14 protein-coding genes are annotated in these 16495 nt (G+C 58.6%); 6 read left to right on the top strand and 8 right to left on the bottom strand.

What is annotated here, in order from left to right; translation table 11 throughout:
• Positions 1 to 32 precede the first annotated feature (32 nt).
• A complete protein-coding gene (locus RCH87_RS02455; protein WP_306515169.1) occupies positions 33 to 755 on the top strand; it encodes an SDR family oxidoreductase in 723 nt (240 codons plus the stop codon).
• Here RCH87_RS02455 and RCH87_RS02450 read toward each other — a convergent pair.
• The 5 genes from RCH87_RS02450 to RCH87_RS02430 all read right to left on the bottom strand — a co-directional run bounded on the left by RCH87_RS02450 (position 739) and on the right by RCH87_RS02430 (position 6551).
• Complete coding sequence (locus RCH87_RS02450) at positions 739 to 1914, bottom strand: alpha/beta hydrolase-fold protein (protein ID WP_306515168.1); 1176 nt, start codon at positions 1912 to 1914, stop codon at positions 739 to 741. The genes RCH87_RS02455 and RCH87_RS02450 overlap by 17 nt on opposite strands.
• 128 nt (positions 1915 to 2042) lie before the next feature.
• Positions 2043 to 2525, bottom strand: coding sequence for a ferritin (locus RCH87_RS02445; RefSeq protein ID WP_306515167.1), 483 nt, complete (start codon positions 2523 to 2525; stop codon positions 2043 to 2045).
• 353 nt (positions 2526 to 2878) lie between these two features.
• Entirely contained in the window at positions 2879 to 4225 is a 1347-nt protein-coding gene (locus tag RCH87_RS02440; protein ID WP_306515187.1) for a UDP-glucose/GDP-mannose dehydrogenase family protein, read from the bottom strand.
• Positions 4226 to 4258: 33 nt separating this feature from the next.
• Positions 4259 to 4822, bottom strand: a complete 564-nt coding sequence (dcd, locus tag RCH87_RS02435) for a dCTP deaminase (RefSeq protein WP_306515166.1) — start codon at positions 4820 to 4822, stop codon at positions 4259 to 4261.
• A 43-nt stretch (positions 4823 to 4865) separates the two neighbouring features.
• Positions 4866 to 6551 carry a VanW family protein gene (locus RCH87_RS02430; RefSeq protein WP_306515165.1) on the bottom strand — a complete coding sequence of 562 codons (1686 nt, stop codon included), beginning with the start codon at positions 6549 to 6551 and terminating at the stop codon, positions 4866 to 4868.
• A 106-nt stretch (positions 6552 to 6657) separates the two neighbouring features.
• Here RCH87_RS02430 and RCH87_RS02425 point away from each other — a divergent pair, with 106 nt between their 5' ends.
• Genes RCH87_RS02425 through RCH87_RS02415 form a run of 3 tightly spaced genes read left to right on the top strand, consistent with a single transcriptional unit; the run spans position 6658 to position 10744 of the window.
• Positions 6658 to 7173 carry a universal stress protein gene (locus RCH87_RS02425; RefSeq protein ID WP_306515164.1) on the top strand — a complete coding sequence of 172 codons (516 nt, stop codon included), beginning with the start codon at positions 6658 to 6660 and terminating at the stop codon, positions 7171 to 7173.
• 17 nt (positions 7174 to 7190) lie between these two features.
• Complete coding sequence (locus RCH87_RS02420; RefSeq protein WP_306515163.1) at positions 7191 to 7385, top strand: DUF2613 domain-containing protein; 195 nt, start codon at positions 7191 to 7193, stop codon at positions 7383 to 7385.
• Positions 7385 to 10744 (top strand): alpha-(1->3)-arabinofuranosyltransferase family protein, encoded by a 3360-nt coding sequence (locus tag RCH87_RS02415; protein ID WP_306515162.1) that lies wholly within the window; start codon positions 7385 to 7387, stop codon positions 10742 to 10744. The genes RCH87_RS02420 and RCH87_RS02415 overlap by 1 nt, the downstream gene beginning before the upstream one ends.
• Here RCH87_RS02415 and RCH87_RS02410 read toward each other — a convergent pair.
• Genes RCH87_RS02410 through RCH87_RS02400 form a run of 3 tightly spaced genes read right to left on the bottom strand, consistent with a single transcriptional unit; the run spans position 10651 to position 13309 of the window.
• The gene (locus RCH87_RS02410) at positions 10651 to 11787 is read right to left on the bottom strand and encodes an acyltransferase (protein WP_306515161.1); all 1137 of its coding nucleotides are present in this window, start codon (positions 11785 to 11787) and stop codon (positions 10651 to 10653) included. The genes RCH87_RS02415 and RCH87_RS02410 overlap by 94 nt on opposite strands.
• 9 nt (positions 11788 to 11796) lie before the next feature.
• Positions 11797 to 12600, bottom strand: a complete 804-nt coding sequence (locus RCH87_RS02405) for a hypothetical protein (protein ID WP_049149915.1) — start codon at positions 12598 to 12600, stop codon at positions 11797 to 11799.
• Positions 12590 to 13309 carry a hypothetical protein gene (locus tag RCH87_RS02400; RefSeq protein WP_306515160.1) on the bottom strand — a complete coding sequence of 240 codons (720 nt, stop codon included), beginning with the start codon at positions 13307 to 13309 and terminating at the stop codon, positions 12590 to 12592. The genes RCH87_RS02405 and RCH87_RS02400 overlap by 11 nt, the downstream gene beginning before the upstream one ends.
• A gap of 227 nt (positions 13310 to 13536) precedes the next feature.
• Here RCH87_RS02400 and RCH87_RS02395 point away from each other — a divergent pair, with 227 nt between their 5' ends.
• Complete coding sequence (locus RCH87_RS02395; RefSeq protein ID WP_306515159.1) at positions 13537 to 14886, top strand: porin PorA family protein; 1350 nt, start codon at positions 13537 to 13539, stop codon at positions 14884 to 14886.
• Positions 14887 to 14889: 3 nt separating this feature from the next.
• A complete protein-coding gene (locus RCH87_RS02390) occupies positions 14890 to 16374 on the top strand; it encodes a hypothetical protein (RefSeq protein WP_306515158.1) in 1485 nt (494 codons plus the stop codon).
• Positions 16375 to 16495: the final 121 nt, after the last annotated feature.

Below are 16495 nucleotides of genomic sequence, written 5' to 3'. Positions count from 1 at the left end.
CATGGTGCATTCAAGTTGTTCACACTTAAACCATGCATACAGTCATCACCGGGGCCAACGGCGGAATCGGCAAAGCCTGCGTCGAATTATTCCAATCACGCGGGCATACAATCACTGGTTGGGATCTGCCAGACCAAGACATCACCGACACTGCATCGATACAAAGCGCATTAACAGAAGCGATTAACACACATGGTCCAGTTGACTGTCTCGTGCATTGCGCCGGGGTTCTTCAACCGGATACGCCACTGGATAGCGCCAATACCCTGCGTAATCACCTCGAAGTCAACGTCATCGGGCTAGTAAACACCGCGAATGCGGTGGCAAAACACATGATGGAGCAACCAGAAACGTTTCGTCGACAAGCAAATTTGGTGCTCATCAGTTCCAATGCTGCCACTGTCCCCCGCCTGCGCATGGCTAGTTACGCTGCTTCCAAGGCTGCAGCAACCTCATTTGCAAAATCCCTGGCACTAGAATTGGCGCCGCACCATATCCGGTGCAATATCGTTTCACCGGGTTCCACCGACACCGGCATGCTACGCAGCATGTGGAGCGAAAATACATCCGCTGAAGACAATATTTCCGGGATCATCGCCGGCAACCCCGAACAATTCCGGCTGGGCATTCCGCTGCAAAAGATTGCGACCGACCAAGAAATCGCCGAGGCCTGCTATTTCCTCACCTCCCCAGCGGCTAGCCACATCACAATGCACGATTTACGCGTCGACGGCGGTGCTACGCTCGATTGCTAAAAATTTCGCGCAGATGCTCTACCAACTGCCCTCGCCAGGCGACATAGTCATGTCCACCTTCATAAACCGCTAGCTGGTGCGGCCAAGCGCAATCGCTCAGTTTGCGCGCCAGCAGATGAACTTTCGCCACCCCGACATCCTCGCGCGCCCCCACATCAATGCGCAAACGAGGCATCACGGGTTGGCGCGAAAATTGCTCGGTTATCCAACTGGTGTTTTGCAGATTGTTATCCGTGGGCACAGCGGATTTATCCGGCTTCCACCACAGCGACGGCGACTGTGCGATCAGCTCGCTAAAAGTCTGCGGAAACTTTTGCGCGATATACAGCGCGGCAAGACCTCCAAGTGATTGCCCAGCGAGGACATTCTGTTCGGCTACGAGCTCCACCCCGATTTCTGCCAACAGCTTGCCGACGTGAGCCTGTACTTGTGTGCACACAGCGTGCAGAAATTCCTCATCCAGCCCAAGACGCTGCACGCGTTGTGCGTTGGAATCATTGCAAACGAGTACTAACGCAATCGGCAGCTTAGCGTCTTCATTGAGCGCGGAAATATGCGCATCCAGGTTGGTTTTGCACCACTTGTCGCCGTCGAAAAGCGTCAGGAGGCCAACCCGGCTGGCGTTTTCTGGCACATACACTCGCAGATTAATCCCAGCACAGTGGGTTTTTCTGAGCGCCATCCTAGTGTCGCTGACCGCGGGCGAGGTGGAGATCTCCGAAAACCCAAATCCATCCTCGATCCACAACGTGCGCCTGGCGTGCGGATCGCACAGCGCTGGAGTGCGCTGGCCGTGGCTGAGTTGAAACCCGTAACTGCCCTGGTAGTGCTGGGATACTGCTACCCGCAACGTCCAGATATCGGTGCCAGGGACATGGTTCATCATGCCTAGCTCGTATTTCAGCTTATCCGTCAAGCGGTTAATGTGCAGGTGAAGGCCGCTTTTTATCTGCTCATCTAATGGTGGCAGCTCCTGGGTGGTCGCTGCTTGTAAATCACGGTAGCGCACCGCAAAGACATAAGCCTGCCCGTCGGTACTGCGACGCGGGAATCCGCCAGTCGCCAGACGTTGCCAGACTTGGTCCAGTTTTGCGGGATCGCCTGCCACGCGCCCGAGTTCATAGCGGAGTTCATCTTCATCAATTGGCAGCGCATCCATGAGTGTATAGGCTACCTTAAATTCTTCGGTTTCTGGCATGAAAAAAGTGGGTGCATGCAGTGCACACACCCACCGAACTAAAACCTGGCTGTCAAAGCTTCCGCCCAGCAGCCGGTTTAGTGTCTAATTTAGCGCTCGCTCAACTGAGCGTCGATGCGCAGGATGCCGGATCCGTTGTCGCCAACCAGTTCAAGCTGATCAATGATCTCGGAAACAGATGCTTCTTCTTCGATCTGCTCATCGAGGAACCAGTTCAAAAGGGTGCGGGAGTCGAGGTCATCGACCTCGTCAGCCAAACGTGCGATGTCGCGGATCTGGCCGGAAACCTTCTTCTCGTGCTCCAGAGCAGCCTTGAAAGCATCCAGTGGCTTTTCAATCTTCAGCTCGTCAACGCTAATCTCGCCGATCTGTGGCTTCTCGTCGCGATCCAGCAAGTGGTCAGCGAACTTCTGTGCGTGCTCGCGCTCTTCGGCAGCCTGAGCGAACATCCAGTCGCGCATACCTGGCAAGGAAAGCTCATCCAGCTCGTAAGCCAGCTGGGTGTAAATCAAAGCAGCACCGTGCTCGTTAGTAACCTGCTTGTTGATCAAGTTAAACAGCTTCTCGTTCATGAAAACTCACACCTTTCGTAGAAATTCAATCTGTCAAACTAGCCAGAACCAAAGCCATGATGTTTATTGACTTTGTTCGCTCTGTGCTGTTCGTTGTGATACCTACAGTACCAATTCGGCAGCAAAATGCTAGCCCTATCAATGCTCTGCAAATCTATAGGTATCACTAATCCACCTTAGGGAACACAACCCTGCTACCAGCAGGAATACCTAACAAAGGAGACCCAAAACCCGCTGGTTGACCCCCACAATAGGGGTGCCTATATAAGCATCAACGCATGCGGGACAGGCCACAGCGACATCAATTTCACGGCTTCGACAGTCAAAAAATCAGTCCGCAGCTCCGACTCATATTACCCCAATTCAGGGGTAGTTACACCCAGCCCGTAGGCTGTCCAACCCGCAGCTTGCCACCGTGTCAATGAGACGACATTACGGCCATCAATCAGCACCGGCGCAGACACCAAGCCCGCCGCCCACACCGGATCGAGCTCCCGAAACTCCCGCCACTCGGTCGCCAGAATCACCAGATCGGCCCCAGCCAACGCGTCGGCAAGAATCTCTGTGTATTCCAGTGCGGGATACACCGCGCGGGCATTATCCACAGCTTTGGGATCACACACCCGCACCCGCGCACCACGCAGCGACAACTCACCGGCGACGGCCAGGGCAGGCGAATCACGCACATCATCAGAATTAGGTTTAAACGCCGCCCCCAGCACGGCAACCACCGCGCCTGGCACGTCGATCAACTGTACGGCTAGCTCCACCACTCGCTGCCTGCGCCGCGCATTGATTTCTTCAACTTCGCGCAAAAATTGCAGAGCTTGCCCTGCGCCCAATTCGTCGGCCCGCGCCTGAAATGCACGAATATCCTTCGGCAAACAGCCGCCACCAAAGCCCAGGCCAGCACCCAAAAACTGATGCCCGATGCGTTCGTCGTAACCCAAAGCTTCGGCCACTGCTGTCACGTCTCCACCGGCGGCTTCACAGATTTCGGCAATGGCATTAATGAAACTGATCTTGGTTGCCAAAAATGCATTGGCCGCGGATTTCACCATCTCCGCGCTCGCCCACGGCATCACCAAAAACGGCGTGCCGCGCTCCAACGGCTGGCGATACACCTCACGCAAACGTTCCAGTGCTCGGCACGCGCCAGAGCCGGTACCAGCGCCAGAGCCAGCCCCAGTACCGACCACGATCCGATCCGGGCGCAACGTATCAGCGACCGCATGGCCCTCTCGTAAAAATTCCGGGTTCCAAACAATCTCTACCGCAGCGCTACCAGCACTCAGCTCATCGGCGCGCGCCTGCAGCTGCGCCGCCGTACCCACCGGCACCGTCGACTTTCCGACGATAACGTGCCCACCACGCAACAATGGCACGAGCTTGGCGACGACAGCGTCCACCGCGCTGGTATCCGCGGCGAGTGCACCTGCCCGTTGCGGGGTGCCCACCGCGATGAAATGCAGCTGCGCATACACCGCTGCTTGCCGGTAATCGCAGCTAAAACGCAGCCTGCCCGACGCCAGCCCGCGTTGGAGCAGCTCCGCCAATTCCGGTTCAAAAAAGGGCACCGTCCCGCGGCTCAGCTGCTCAACCCGCTCGGCGGAAATATCCACTCCGAGCACCTCATGGCCAGCCTCGGCCATGCACGCGGCATGGGTAGCCCCCAAATACCCCAGGCCAAACACGGTTATGCGCACGCCAAGACCCCAGGCAGATTCAATGAATTAGCGGAAGTTCAAATATGACTTCGACGGCGTCGGCCCGCGCTGTCCCTGATACTTCGAGCCCAAAGCCCCCGCACCATACGGTGATTGCGCAGGCGAAGTCATCGCGAACAACGCCAACTGGCCCACCTTCATGCCGGGCCACAGGGTGATCGGCAGATTCGCCACGTTCGATAGTTCCAAGGTGATGTGGCCGCAAAAACCGGGATCAATAAAACCAGCTGTCGAATGCGTCAACAAGCCCAGACGCCCCAACGAAGACTTGCCCTCCAGCCGGCCGGCCAGATCAGCAGGCAAACGAAATTGCTCGAGCGTGGCACCCAGCACGAACTCGCCAGGGTGCAGCACGAAGCCTTCGTCGTCACCGACTTCGCGCAGCGTGGTCAGGTCTTCCATCTCGAGTTTGGGGTCGATGTGGGTATAACGCGAATTATTAAAAACCCGGAAGAACTTATCCAGGCGCACATCGACTGACGACGGCTGAATCAACTCCGGATCACAGGGAGTAATCCCCAGACGCTCGGAGTCGATGGCAGCACGGATGTCTCGATCAGACAGCAACATAGCAAATATCCTACCTAGCGAGCCGGCTAGCGACCTAGCTGCCCTAGCGGCAGGTCACGATTGGCTGTGGGTCGTAAACGGTGGTCTGCGAATTACGCGAAACCTCTGCTCCGCCCAGGGTGCGGATCACGCGGGTATCGGACGTCGTAAAGCCCGGGATACCGGAGGTCGGGATGCAGTTGCTGCCGCTAACGGTCTGCTTCGGTGGATCGGTGTGTGCCCAACGTCCACCACTGATCGATTCCACCTCGTATTCCTTCACTCCCATCAGACGCACGGTGACCGAACCGCCGCCGACGCTGGATTCAATGCGCACCGGGTGATTCGAGGTGTTGCGGAATTTCAGGTCGATAACGCCGTCGTACAGCGTGGCCTCACGCCCAGCCGGGTAACGCGAGATGTAATAGCTGTGCGGTGTGTGGGCAACATCTTCCATCGCCGCGAAATATGCCGCGTTGTACAGCGTGGTGGCGTACTGCGAAATACCGCCGCCGACGGCAGTGTCCGCGCGGCCTTCATAGATCACGCCGGATTCCACATAGCCCTGCGCAGCGGTGCGCGAGCCGGTGGCCTGGTTCACGGAAAAGGTCTCACCCGGCGAGACGATGGTGCCATTCAGCGCGTTGGAAATCACCGAAATATTCGTACCCGAGGCTGGGGAATAACCACTGGTGGTGAACTCACCGACCACCTGATCGAAGGTAGAAGATTGCGCATCTGCAGTAGTAAATGTCGCCGGTTGATCCTGGTAGATGGCATCCCATTCGCGGTCATCGCCGAGCACGCGGTCGGCAAAACCAGCCATGGTTGGCTCCCAGTTGATCACCTCACCGTCAACATGCGGGGTGACCTGCAACTGCCCACCGGACATTGCCAGGCGGGCGTTTTTCATCGGACGCTCGGACTCGGCTAAGCCCTCGCCCAGAATCTCTTGCGCCTTGGCTGCATCGACGCGTGGTTCCAGCTGGCCTTCATGCGCCTCAAAGTGCACGAACTCGCCGACGCGGGCAGGTTCAATCGTCGCCGTAATATTCTCCCGGCCGTGCACCTTCAGCGGGCCAGATACCGCCTTCGCGGCTGGGCCTTCGGCAATCGCATCGACCTGATCCTGGTTGATCACCGGCTCGATTTCGTTGGTGCCCACCGTGATGCCCTCAGGGTCCAGCCACGCGGTGGTCACCTCTTCTTGCAGGTGTGCGCGGTCAACTTCCTGGCCCGGCACGGCATCATGCGGTTCGACGTTGCCGGCTTCCAGGAACACCGCACCATCTTCCGGCTCGCGGTAGAGTTCACCGAGCATGCGGTCCAATTCTGGATTTAGCGCCGCCTGATCTTCGGCGGTTTGCACGTCGACTTCCTTCGTCGCACGGAAGAAGCTGGCAAGACGCACAAACGGGTTCATCGACTCATCAGGAATCGCGGCAATGGTGCCTTCCAGATCCAAGCGCAGCCCCGCGTGTGCAGGCACAAATTCCGTGGTTTTCTCGCCAGCAGCAACGCGCACGGGTTCGTTTTCGGCCTCACGGAGTTCGTCGTCAAGCTTGGCCAGAGCATCCTCGCGCTCCATGGAGGAAATATCGACGCCACCCACGGACGTCGCGCGCGGGATTTTGCCCTGATTCGTGGAGACATCAATGGCGTAGGCAACGCCAGCAATGACGAAAAGCCCGACGAAGACTCCGAGCACAATCGCCACACCTTTGAAACTTCTCGATTTAGCCGAATTCACGCTATACAGATTAACCGCTCACACAGCTTGGTACTAGTTTGGTTGCAGCAATACTCATGCCGATGCCTCCCCATATCCACCCACAACGCTATTAGGATAGAAAGCTATGAGTTCCGATTCCCGCGAACAGACCATGCTCATCGCCTACGATGGCTCCGAAAATGCCCAGCGTGCGCTCGAATATGCCGCCAAGTTGCTCAAGCCCGGCACCGTGCAAATTTTGACTGCCTGGGAACCGATCGCTCGCCAGCAAGCCCGCGCCGCCTCACGCACCGGCATGCACCAAGCGACGATGACCTCCGATAATCTTGAGGACGATCCCGCCTACGCAGAGGCCGTCGAAACCTGTCGCCAGGGCATCGCCGCAGCGGAAAAGCTCGGCATGTACGGCAAGGCACACTTGGTGGAATCGGCCACGACCATTGCCTCGGCGATCGTGGACGCGGCCCAAGAACTCGACGTCGATGTCATCATCACCGGCACCCGCGCGCTGACCGGATTCCGCGCGCTGTGGTCGCAGTCGACGGCGGAAACGATCGTGAAAAACGCCGGGGTTCCGGTGCTAGTCGTGCCACCGGAAAATGAAGAAGACGATCCAGAATACTTCACCAAAGACGATTAGTTGAAGGACGATTAATCATGGCCGCTGCTTCTACTCGCTCACTCAACCGCCGCAGCCTGGGCCCGGCTCTCGGCAGCGCCGTCGTCGGAGTGGCACTCGGGGTCGTCGCAATCCTGGGCATCGCACAATTTTCTGGCCAGGACAGCATTTCTGGATCCACCCCGCCGGATGATGCACTGCTAGGTGGCGCCGAATACGGTTCGCGTGAGTAGTGCGCACCCACGCCACTCACCCACTTAGCACCCACGCCGTAGTCTGGCTCGTGCTCGCCGTCGCGATGTTTGCCCAGCCTGTTGGGCTCATCGCCGCGGATACTAAACACGATCTCGCTGTTAACCCCGCCGGTTTCCTTGCTGCGGCCACACATGCCTGGACGGATGTGTTTCCGCTGGGCCAGCTGCAAAACCAGGCTTACGGCTACCTGTTCCCGCAGGGGCTTTTCTTTCTGCTTGCCGACGTCCTCCCGGACTGGCTACTCCCCACGTGGGTGGCACAGCGGTTGTGGTGGACCATCGTCGCCGGCGTCGGCTTTTCTGGTTTTTATCGGCTTTGCCAGTGCGTTGCCGCTCGTTCCAGCCGCGCGGTCACGGCGTCGGCAAGCATCCGCGCCTTCCACATCATCGCCGCGCTGCTGTTCGCGCTGTCACCGCGCACGCTGACCACGCTGACCGCGATTTCCTCTGAGGCCTGGCCAGTGATGCTTGCGCCGTGGGTACTGGTGCCGCTGCTGCGCACTGACAAAATCACCGGCCGGGATATCGCGGCGGCTACCATCCCCATCGCGCTGATGGGAGCAGTCAACGCGACTGCCACCCTGGCCGCCTGCATCCCGGCGGGTCTGGTGATTCTGTGGCGTCGGCAAGGATGGCTGCTGCTCCCGGCCGCGGTCGCCGTCAGCGCCTGGTGGATCGGCCCGCTGCTGGTACTGGGCAAATACTCCCCGCCATTTACGGATTTCATCGAGTCATCCTATGTGACCACGCGCTGGCTGAACCTGCTGGAAATCCTGCGCGGAACCACTCACTGGACGCCGTTTGCCGATACCGAGCGCGAGGCCGGTTATCTGTTGGTTTCCCAGCCGGTGTTTGTCCTGGCCACCGTCGCTATTGCTGCCTGTGGACTAGCCGGGTTGGCATTGAGCACGCAGAGCACGGCGGATTCTCGCGCTCACCTACGCTTCCACGGGCTGTGGCTGGTGATGCTACTGGTTGGAATTGCGGTTTTGGCAGCGCCCTATGGGCAGTTGCTGGACGACGTCCTGGCCCCGCTGCGTAACCTGCACAAATTCGACCCCCTGGTGCGCATTCCGCTGCTACTCGGGGTGGCGAACCTGGGCGCTGTGTTGCGACTGCCAGCCTCTAGCGAGTTTTCCCGGCGCGCGGCCGCAGGGTTGGGTGTCGCGGTGATCGCGCTGGTCGCGGTGGCGCCGGTGTGGTCGGGCCGGTTGCTGCCGACGGGCGCGTACCGCGAGGTGCCGGAGTATTGGCGCCAGGCCGCGGATTTTCTCAACGACAACGTCGACACGCGCACGTTGCTGGCCCCGGAAACCTCGTTTGCCCGGCAGGAATGGGGATGGACCCGCGATGAGCCCGCCCAGCCATTGTTGGATGTGCCGTGGGCCGTACGCGATGCCGTGCCGCTGCTGCCTCCGGAGGCGATCCGCGGGCTGGATGGGGTGATGGCCACGCTGGATCGCTCGGTGGATCCGTTGGTGCGTTTGGGCATCGGCGCGGTGCTGGTGCGCCATGACCTGGATTCGCAGGCACAGCGTGAGCGTGCCGACAGGCTTGCCGACGCTTTAGACCGCGCTGCCGAAAACAGCCCCACAAGTTCTGCTGTGCAGCGCCATGATTTCGGCGACCCAGATTCTGGTGGGGTTTCCGTCTTCGTCCTGGATGCGCAGCGGGATATGCATATCGCGCTTGATCCGGTCACCGTGGCCGGTGGCGGTGAGGCGCTGGCTGTGTTGGATGCTATCGATGGCCCGGCTCCGCGTCAGTTGGTGGACCATGCGGATGCGGGGGCGACGACGGGAGGATCTGGTGCGGAACCCAGCGCCGAGATCGTCACCGATACCCCGCTGCTGGTCGATCGCAACTTCGGCACCCTGCAGGGGTCGGTCTCTGGCCCGCTGGCCAGCCCGGATGAGGCAACCACGAAGCACCCGAGTCTGGATTACCCGAGCGTCGCCACGCCGCTGCCGGTGCGTACCCACGGTGATGTGCAACTGCAGGCCTCGTCGTCGGCCGCAGATGCCACCGCTTTTGGGGGCGCGGATCCGGCGCGCTCGATCAACGCGGCAGTCGATGGTACGGACCAAGCCTGGTGGCCAGCCCCGGGTGATCCCGGAACGTTGCAGCTCCGCAGCACCGACGGCACAGTCCACGCCCCGGAATTACATCTGACCACCACGGAGGATGCACGCCTGCGAGTACTGGCTTTTGCTGATGCGGATCCTGATTCGCGTCCCAGCGACAAGCCGATCCGCACCATCACCGTGGAAACTGCAGCCGGCGAAGATACCCGCATTGCTTTCCCGGATGATCTCCGTGCCAGCCGCATAGAAGTCCAGCTCAATCCGGAAACCCGCACCGGGGTCTCCGATATCCACTTGGCTGGCCATGAGTTGTCGCGCCTGGTGCACGTCCCAGCTACCGCGAATGCTCGGCAGTTCGTCTTCCAGCGCCTGGCGGTGGATACGGGTGTTGTACAGCGCAGTTTCGAGGTTCCGCGCACAATGCAGCTGGAAATCCGTACCGACGATGAACAGCCGGTCACCATCGACGGCACCGAATATTCTGCAGGTGAGACGGTGGAACTATCCGGCACGCACACGATATCCACTGCGGCCGCGTGGGTCAGCCTGCGAGAGCCTGGCTTTGCCCCGGCTGCGCGTTATGAGCCTGTCGATGGCCGCACGGTGCCGGGTGCTGCAGACGCTGAAGATGCTGCAGGCGAGGGCCGCCTGCTCGTCACCGGACGCGCATTCAATGAGGGTTTACGCGGCGAGCTTGTCGACGCCTCAGGCGCCGTCACACAGTTGCAACCTACCAGCATTGATGCCGCTACCCAGGCGTTTGTGCTGCCCGCAGGCGCATCCGGCGAGTTTCGCATGAGTTTTGCCGGTGAGGCTGCGTACCGCACGTCGTTATTTGTGGGTGCGGGGGTATCGCTGGTGACCTTAGCCGCGCTGGTGTTGTTCCCGCTCACACGGCCGACGGCCAACACCCAATTCGCAACCGCGCGACGTCGGCACGCACGACGCTTGCTAGCCACAGAACCCACACTTCCTGCCTGGGCATTCCCAGTGGCCGCCGTTGCGGTCTCGGGTGCGGTGGTGGGCCCAGCAGGGGCGGTCTCAGCAGCTGCGGCGTGGGCGATCACGCGCTGGACGACGATCCGCCCGGTGGTTTTAGCGCCAGCGTTGCTGGGGATTTGCGGGTTGTGGTTGGCGCGTGCACCGTGGCCGGACGCGCATTATGCCGGTGATAGTTTGCTCGCGGCGTGTTTGGCTGCCGGTGCGGTGGCCTGCCTGAGCCAAAGCCGGGCAGGTTCTTCCACCAAGGTGTAGCTGATAGCCGCGACCGCTACAGAAAGCCCCAGGGTGAGTGTCAGAATGATGACAAAACCGCCGCTGAACATCTCGATTCCTGCCAGCGGGAAGGCAATGGACAGCACCGCCACATGCCACAAAAACAGCGAATAAGACCAGCGCCCCACGGCTTGCACCGGTTGGCTCAGCAGCAGGCCAGACTGGGTAGGCCGCAGCGCATAAGGCACTACGATGCACGCCGCGAAGACAGTGCCCAGACTGATGCGGATGGCGAATTCCAGTGGGCTCGGATGGGTAAGGCCACGCGGGCTAATGGATTCCCAGCTGGCCAGGAATAAACAGGCAGTGGCTAGTGCCCAAAACAGCGGTTTCATGCCCAGGATGCGTCGTACCACACCTGGGCGCTTGGCGACGCCCGCCGATTCCGCCTCGGCAGCCAGCATGCCGACGACGAACCACAGAGTATAAGCCGGTGGCCAAATCTGCCGGTTCACACTCGCCGCCCAACTAGCGCCGTCGCTACCGTCGAAACCGGCCACAAACGGCAAAAAAGCCCAACCCAAACTCGCGGTCCCCACCACGCACAGCGCGAGTACTCGCGTGCGGGCCTGCCAGCGCAACAGCACCCAGGCGATCAGTGGCAGAGTAAAATAAAAAGCGAATTCCACGCACAGCGACCACAAGTGTGTCAGTCCTGGTGCCAGCCCGTCGGGGATGTAGATCTGAGTGGCGGTCAGGTTAGCGAGTAGTTGTTGCCAGCTCATGGTGCTAGCCGCTGGCAACGCCAACGCCACCACCGCGACGCAGACGAGGTAAGCGGGTAATACGCGCGCGGCACGCTTGCGTAAAAAACCAGGGCCGATCGGCCTACGCCACAGCAAAAATGCGGAGAGCACAAAGAACACGGCTACAAAGTAATCAAAACGTTCCAGCACCACTGGCCCAGAAGCAGTCTGAAAATGCACGTGAGTGATCAGCACCCCGACGGCTGCAAGCGCACGAATACCTTCTAGGCAGTCGATGCGCTGCGGAACCGATGCGGAGACACTGGTGGCGACCATGCGCTCAGGCTAGCAGTATTGATCGAACACGAGTGGAGCTCCGCATTGGGTGACGCCGTGCTCGGTATAACTCGTGAATTCTTTACTTCCCTGGTACTCAGTTTCCACAAAATTAATGTAGTTACAGTTTGTTACCCCAGTGGACATCTTTTTTAATTCATAAATGATGCATCCAAGTTTGATGTCCAGCACAATCTGCTCATCCACGATAACCTGTTCATTGTAAATAGAATTTCGTGTTTCGGTAAGCTTGATCCTTACAAAACGATCCACCAAAATCTCAAGCTGTCTTCCATCACTGTCCGGATCCATCGACCAAATCTGACATTTTTCGGGTGCCACACAAGTACCTAAATAGCCTGTCCCCGATAGTGGCTTCCAAATAGGATCCTCGTATTTTTCTTCTTCAGGTGTTTTCACCAATAGGCGCCATAGTCTATGTTCCATGATGTAACGGAGGCTAAAACTGTTGATGGTTAATATGTGGCGTTTTTCTTCCACGGCTAAGGGTTTGTCGTCGTCTGCACGTTGTGTATGGGGTTGCTTTGTGCTTACTATGCCATGCACCGAGTATGCAGGAAAAACAGCCCCAGCTAAAATCATTCCGAATAAGCCCGACTCCATAAAACTTACTCGTTTGGCAGTGGCACCCACATAATTCTGCAGGCGATCCCAGTAGTCACCGTTAATCACCTCATAGGAAGGATCACAAGATATTTCGGACTCAATGGGTCTAGTTTTATGCATAGTGAGAACATCTGTTGAACTAATTAATTCTGAATTAACCGGAATGCTCAATTTTTTATTCGGCATAAAATTCTCCAAATGGCCCGTATGGACGGTCATGTTCTGGAATCGCAAAGCGTTGCACTTTCCACACCCTCGCTAAATTATGCTGATTAGCGCCGAACTCCGTAAATGCAATTTCGCTCGCAGTAAACTCCCACGAAGAATCGATTGCCGCAGCATAATGCAGATAACTACACAAATAGCCCTCGCTAGGAAAATTGAACTCCATAGCAGCAAGCAAGAAACACCTAGGAACCACACTGATAAATAAAGCTTGTCCGACGAGATTATTATTATCGTCCACAAAGCTCACCAAAAGATCTTCGGAGTTCGATATAAATTTGCTCGGCTTGCAAAAATCCCTGGGTTTACCCCAAATGGGAAGCCTCTTGAAAATCAAGTGACTCTCTGGCTGCAGCCAATAATTCGGCAAAACCTCTGGGTTAGCATCAAATTCTTGGTCTAATTCCCAAAAATTTACTTCTCCAGGGGGTTGTCTCGTGATCTTTCTAAAGAAGGCGTACGTCGGATTAGCATGTATTCTCCATTCTTCCTTTTGGCTCTCCCCAATCAGTGTCACACCGTGAATATCCATACGAGGTGAATAAATTCCGGAAAGTAGCTTTTTTAACAGTCGCCCTTCAACTGCCTCTATGCCAGAAGCTACAACTACTGCATCCCTGCCACGATTTTGTAACGATTGCTGCCAAAACTCTGAAGTAACAGCGAACATACTTGCCCCTTACCTTCGCCCCAGTAAATAAACCCTATCCGAAACAGCACCTTGACGGTAAATAAATCACATTATAAATTAACGCCGATTCTTATTTAAGGAAATAAACATAAGTTACCGGCGCTATTTTGTTGTTCTCAACAAATTTTAGATAAAGACCTCTGGGCTTCCGCTTAGTTTGGGCCTCAGCCCTCAGAAGTTAACGCCACAGGTATACTGCTAGCACTATGTTCCGTCGTGTCACGTTAACGGTGGCCGCTGCTGCTCTCTCACTAGTGGTTGGCACCGCCGCTCCGCCGCTGGTAATGGCCTTCCACGATTCTTGGCCAGAAGGCACCACGGTGCACACGCGCACAGAAGACGCGAAAACCCAGCTGCTAGACACGGCGGAATTCGCTGCGGCAACCAGCAGCGCCGGAGCTGACAAGGTGCTTCCCCGCCCCGACGATTGCCCGGAAACGACACCAACTTTTTCGTGTTATATCAACACCACTACCACGCACGTCGACAGTGAAATCACGCTGCTGCGTACCACGCAGGATGCAGACGACCCTGCACGTCGTTCCGAAATTACTGCACGCCACACGCTGCTTGCCAACGACGGCGCAGGCTCATCCACAAGCGACGACGCCACCACCGCGCGCCCTCTCGGTCACGCTGATAACGACGTGACCATCAACCGCGAATCCGCCATCGGCATCCCAGACCCTACCTCGCGCGTGCGATTTTATGATGACGGCAGAAACGACAACACAGACGCCCCCACCGTCGACACCGGCCTGTTTGCCCGCCCAGGCATCTACTATGCCTTCGAACCGGATACGCAGAAGCGTTCCTATAATTTCTTTGATCTGTTCACCCAAGAACCACTGCCCATTGACTTCGCCGACACCATCGAGCAGGGCGGAGATGAAGAAGGCGATGCCACCGCGGAGTTTTACGAGTACCGCCACACCATTACGGCCCATCCGCTGCAAAACTCCTTGCTGCGCGCGTATTCGCAGCCGCAGGATTTGCTCAGCCCACCCACCCCGGTCTCGGCACTGTCACCGAAAATCCTCGACGAACCAGCCGCACAGCTTTTCGACGCCATGGAGATCACCGGCCCCGCCACAGATTTTTATACCGCCGACGAGCTTGCCGACGAGAGCGTCACCGGCGATCTTTCCGCCACAGATACCGTGACCATGCGCCCCTATTATTCGGTGGACCGTTTGGTGTGGGTAGAACCGATCACTGGGCAGATCGTCAACCGCGATGAACACTACGAGGTTTTTCTCGCTGCCGATGGCACCCCGGCGCAGCCGTCCTCGGAGCGCACCGTGTTCTCCACGCACGCGAAATATGATTCCGCCTCCCGCGAGGAAGCACAAGACCTGGCCAGCAAGACAGTGCGAGTGGTGGAACGTTGGGAGGCCATTGGTTTTCTGGCCACTGCCCTCGGCATCGTTCTGCTGGCAGCTGCGGTGTGGATGATCTGGCGCCACCGGCACAGCCAGAAGCGCGCCCACGCTAACCACACCGGCACCAGCCAACCCGGCACCAATCCCAACGCCACCAACCCCAGCGCCAGCTAGCACATGAACGCACGCCTGCTGATCCTCGGTTTGTGGGCCAGCCTGCTGGTTGGCGCTCTCACCTGGCCATTTTTTGCAGCTGGCGAACTAGCCTGGCGGGATATGCTCGTGCTGGATTCACCAGCCCTGTCACCCTCGGCCTTTGGTTTTGGGGATCTGCCCGCGCGCAATGCCCCACAAGATGGCGTGCTGGCGATCCTCGGGGTGTTGTTTCCGGCCTCATGGGTAGTTCGGGTCTTGCTGATCGGAGGCGCGGCAGCCGCTGCGTATGCCGGGGCGCTACTGGCGCACAACCGCTCTGCCTCACTGCCCGCGCAGCTGACGGCAATGACCATCGCGGTGGTCAACCCGTTCGTCGTCGAGCGCTTATTGCAAGGCCAGTGGTCGTTGGTGCTGGCGGCCTGGCTGCTGCCGGTCATCGTGGCCCTGCGTACCCATCTGGTCTGGGTGTTGGTGGCGGTGCTGTTTTCCTCGCTCACGCCTACCGGCGCACTGTTTGCCACGCTCACTGCGTTGTTCGTCGTGCGTGACTGGCGTTCGCGCGTACTCACCCTGGTGGTTGCGGGTTTGGCGAGCCTGCCGTGGCTGGTGCCGTCGTTGCAGGATATCCCGCATGCGGCCACAAGTAGTTATTTTGCCTTTGGCCCGCGGGCAGAAACCTACGTCGGCACGCTGGGTTCGCTGCTGGGCTTGGGGGGAATATGGAATGGGCAGGCGGTTCCGGCATCGAGGTCGGCGGGGTTTGCGATTTTCGGGGTGGTGTTGTTTGCCGTGCTGTGGCTGGGCCGTCGCGCGGTGCCGCGTGCGGTGTTGGCGCTGGCGATGTTGGGCCTCGGGGGCGCGTTGGTGGGCTGGCTGGCCCCGGAGCTGTTGTCTGCGGTTGATCCGGGTGTGTTGCGGGATTCGCAGAAGCTGGTGATGCTGGCAATTCCCGCGTATTGCTGCGCCGCCGCTGGCGTACCGCGGTCGTGGGCATATCTGGCTCTCTTGTGTGCTGTGCTGCAGGTCATCGATGCTCCTGCTGAGGTCTCGGTGCTGGCCCCGCGGGAGGTCACCGCCGGGTTGGATCAAGATTTATTGCAGCGTGCCGACGGCCGCACGGTGTTTTTGCCGGATGCCCCGACGGTGGTTTCTGCGCCGGGTTGGGTGAGCATCAACCCGTATACGAAGGCCTTGCCGGTGGTTTATTCCGGGCAGTTGGAGGTCGACGGCGCGCTCGTCGACAAGCCATCGCGACGCTATATCCTGGCGCAACAGGCGTGGGAGGCTGGCGATCACGAGCGCCTGCGCAGCTTGGGCATTGGTGTGGTCTATGCCGACGGTGTGATCACGGAGACGGGTGCTGGGCCGGAACCGGTGCCGTGGGGCTGGCATGCCGGCTGGTTTGCCGCCTGGTTGCTGGTGTTGTGGTGGCAGCTGCGAAACCGCACAGCGGGGAAAGCGCGCAAGACGAGTAAAGCTTACAAGGCGGAGAAACCCCGCAGGTGAAGGCGCTGAAGTTGCCTGAATTCTTCCTGGTTTTGTGTTCTAGCAATCTACTGTTAGACTTAGTTCTCGCTGGAGGATTCGACTAGCGGCCTATGTCACACGCCTGGAACGCGTGCGGGTT

Origin of the sequence: Corynebacterium sp. (genome assembly GCF_030826625.1) — a bacterium.
Taxonomy (GTDB): domain Bacteria; phylum Actinomycetota; class Actinomycetes; order Mycobacteriales; family Mycobacteriaceae; genus Corynebacterium.
This window is presented reverse-complemented; position numbering and strand designations above follow the sequence as displayed.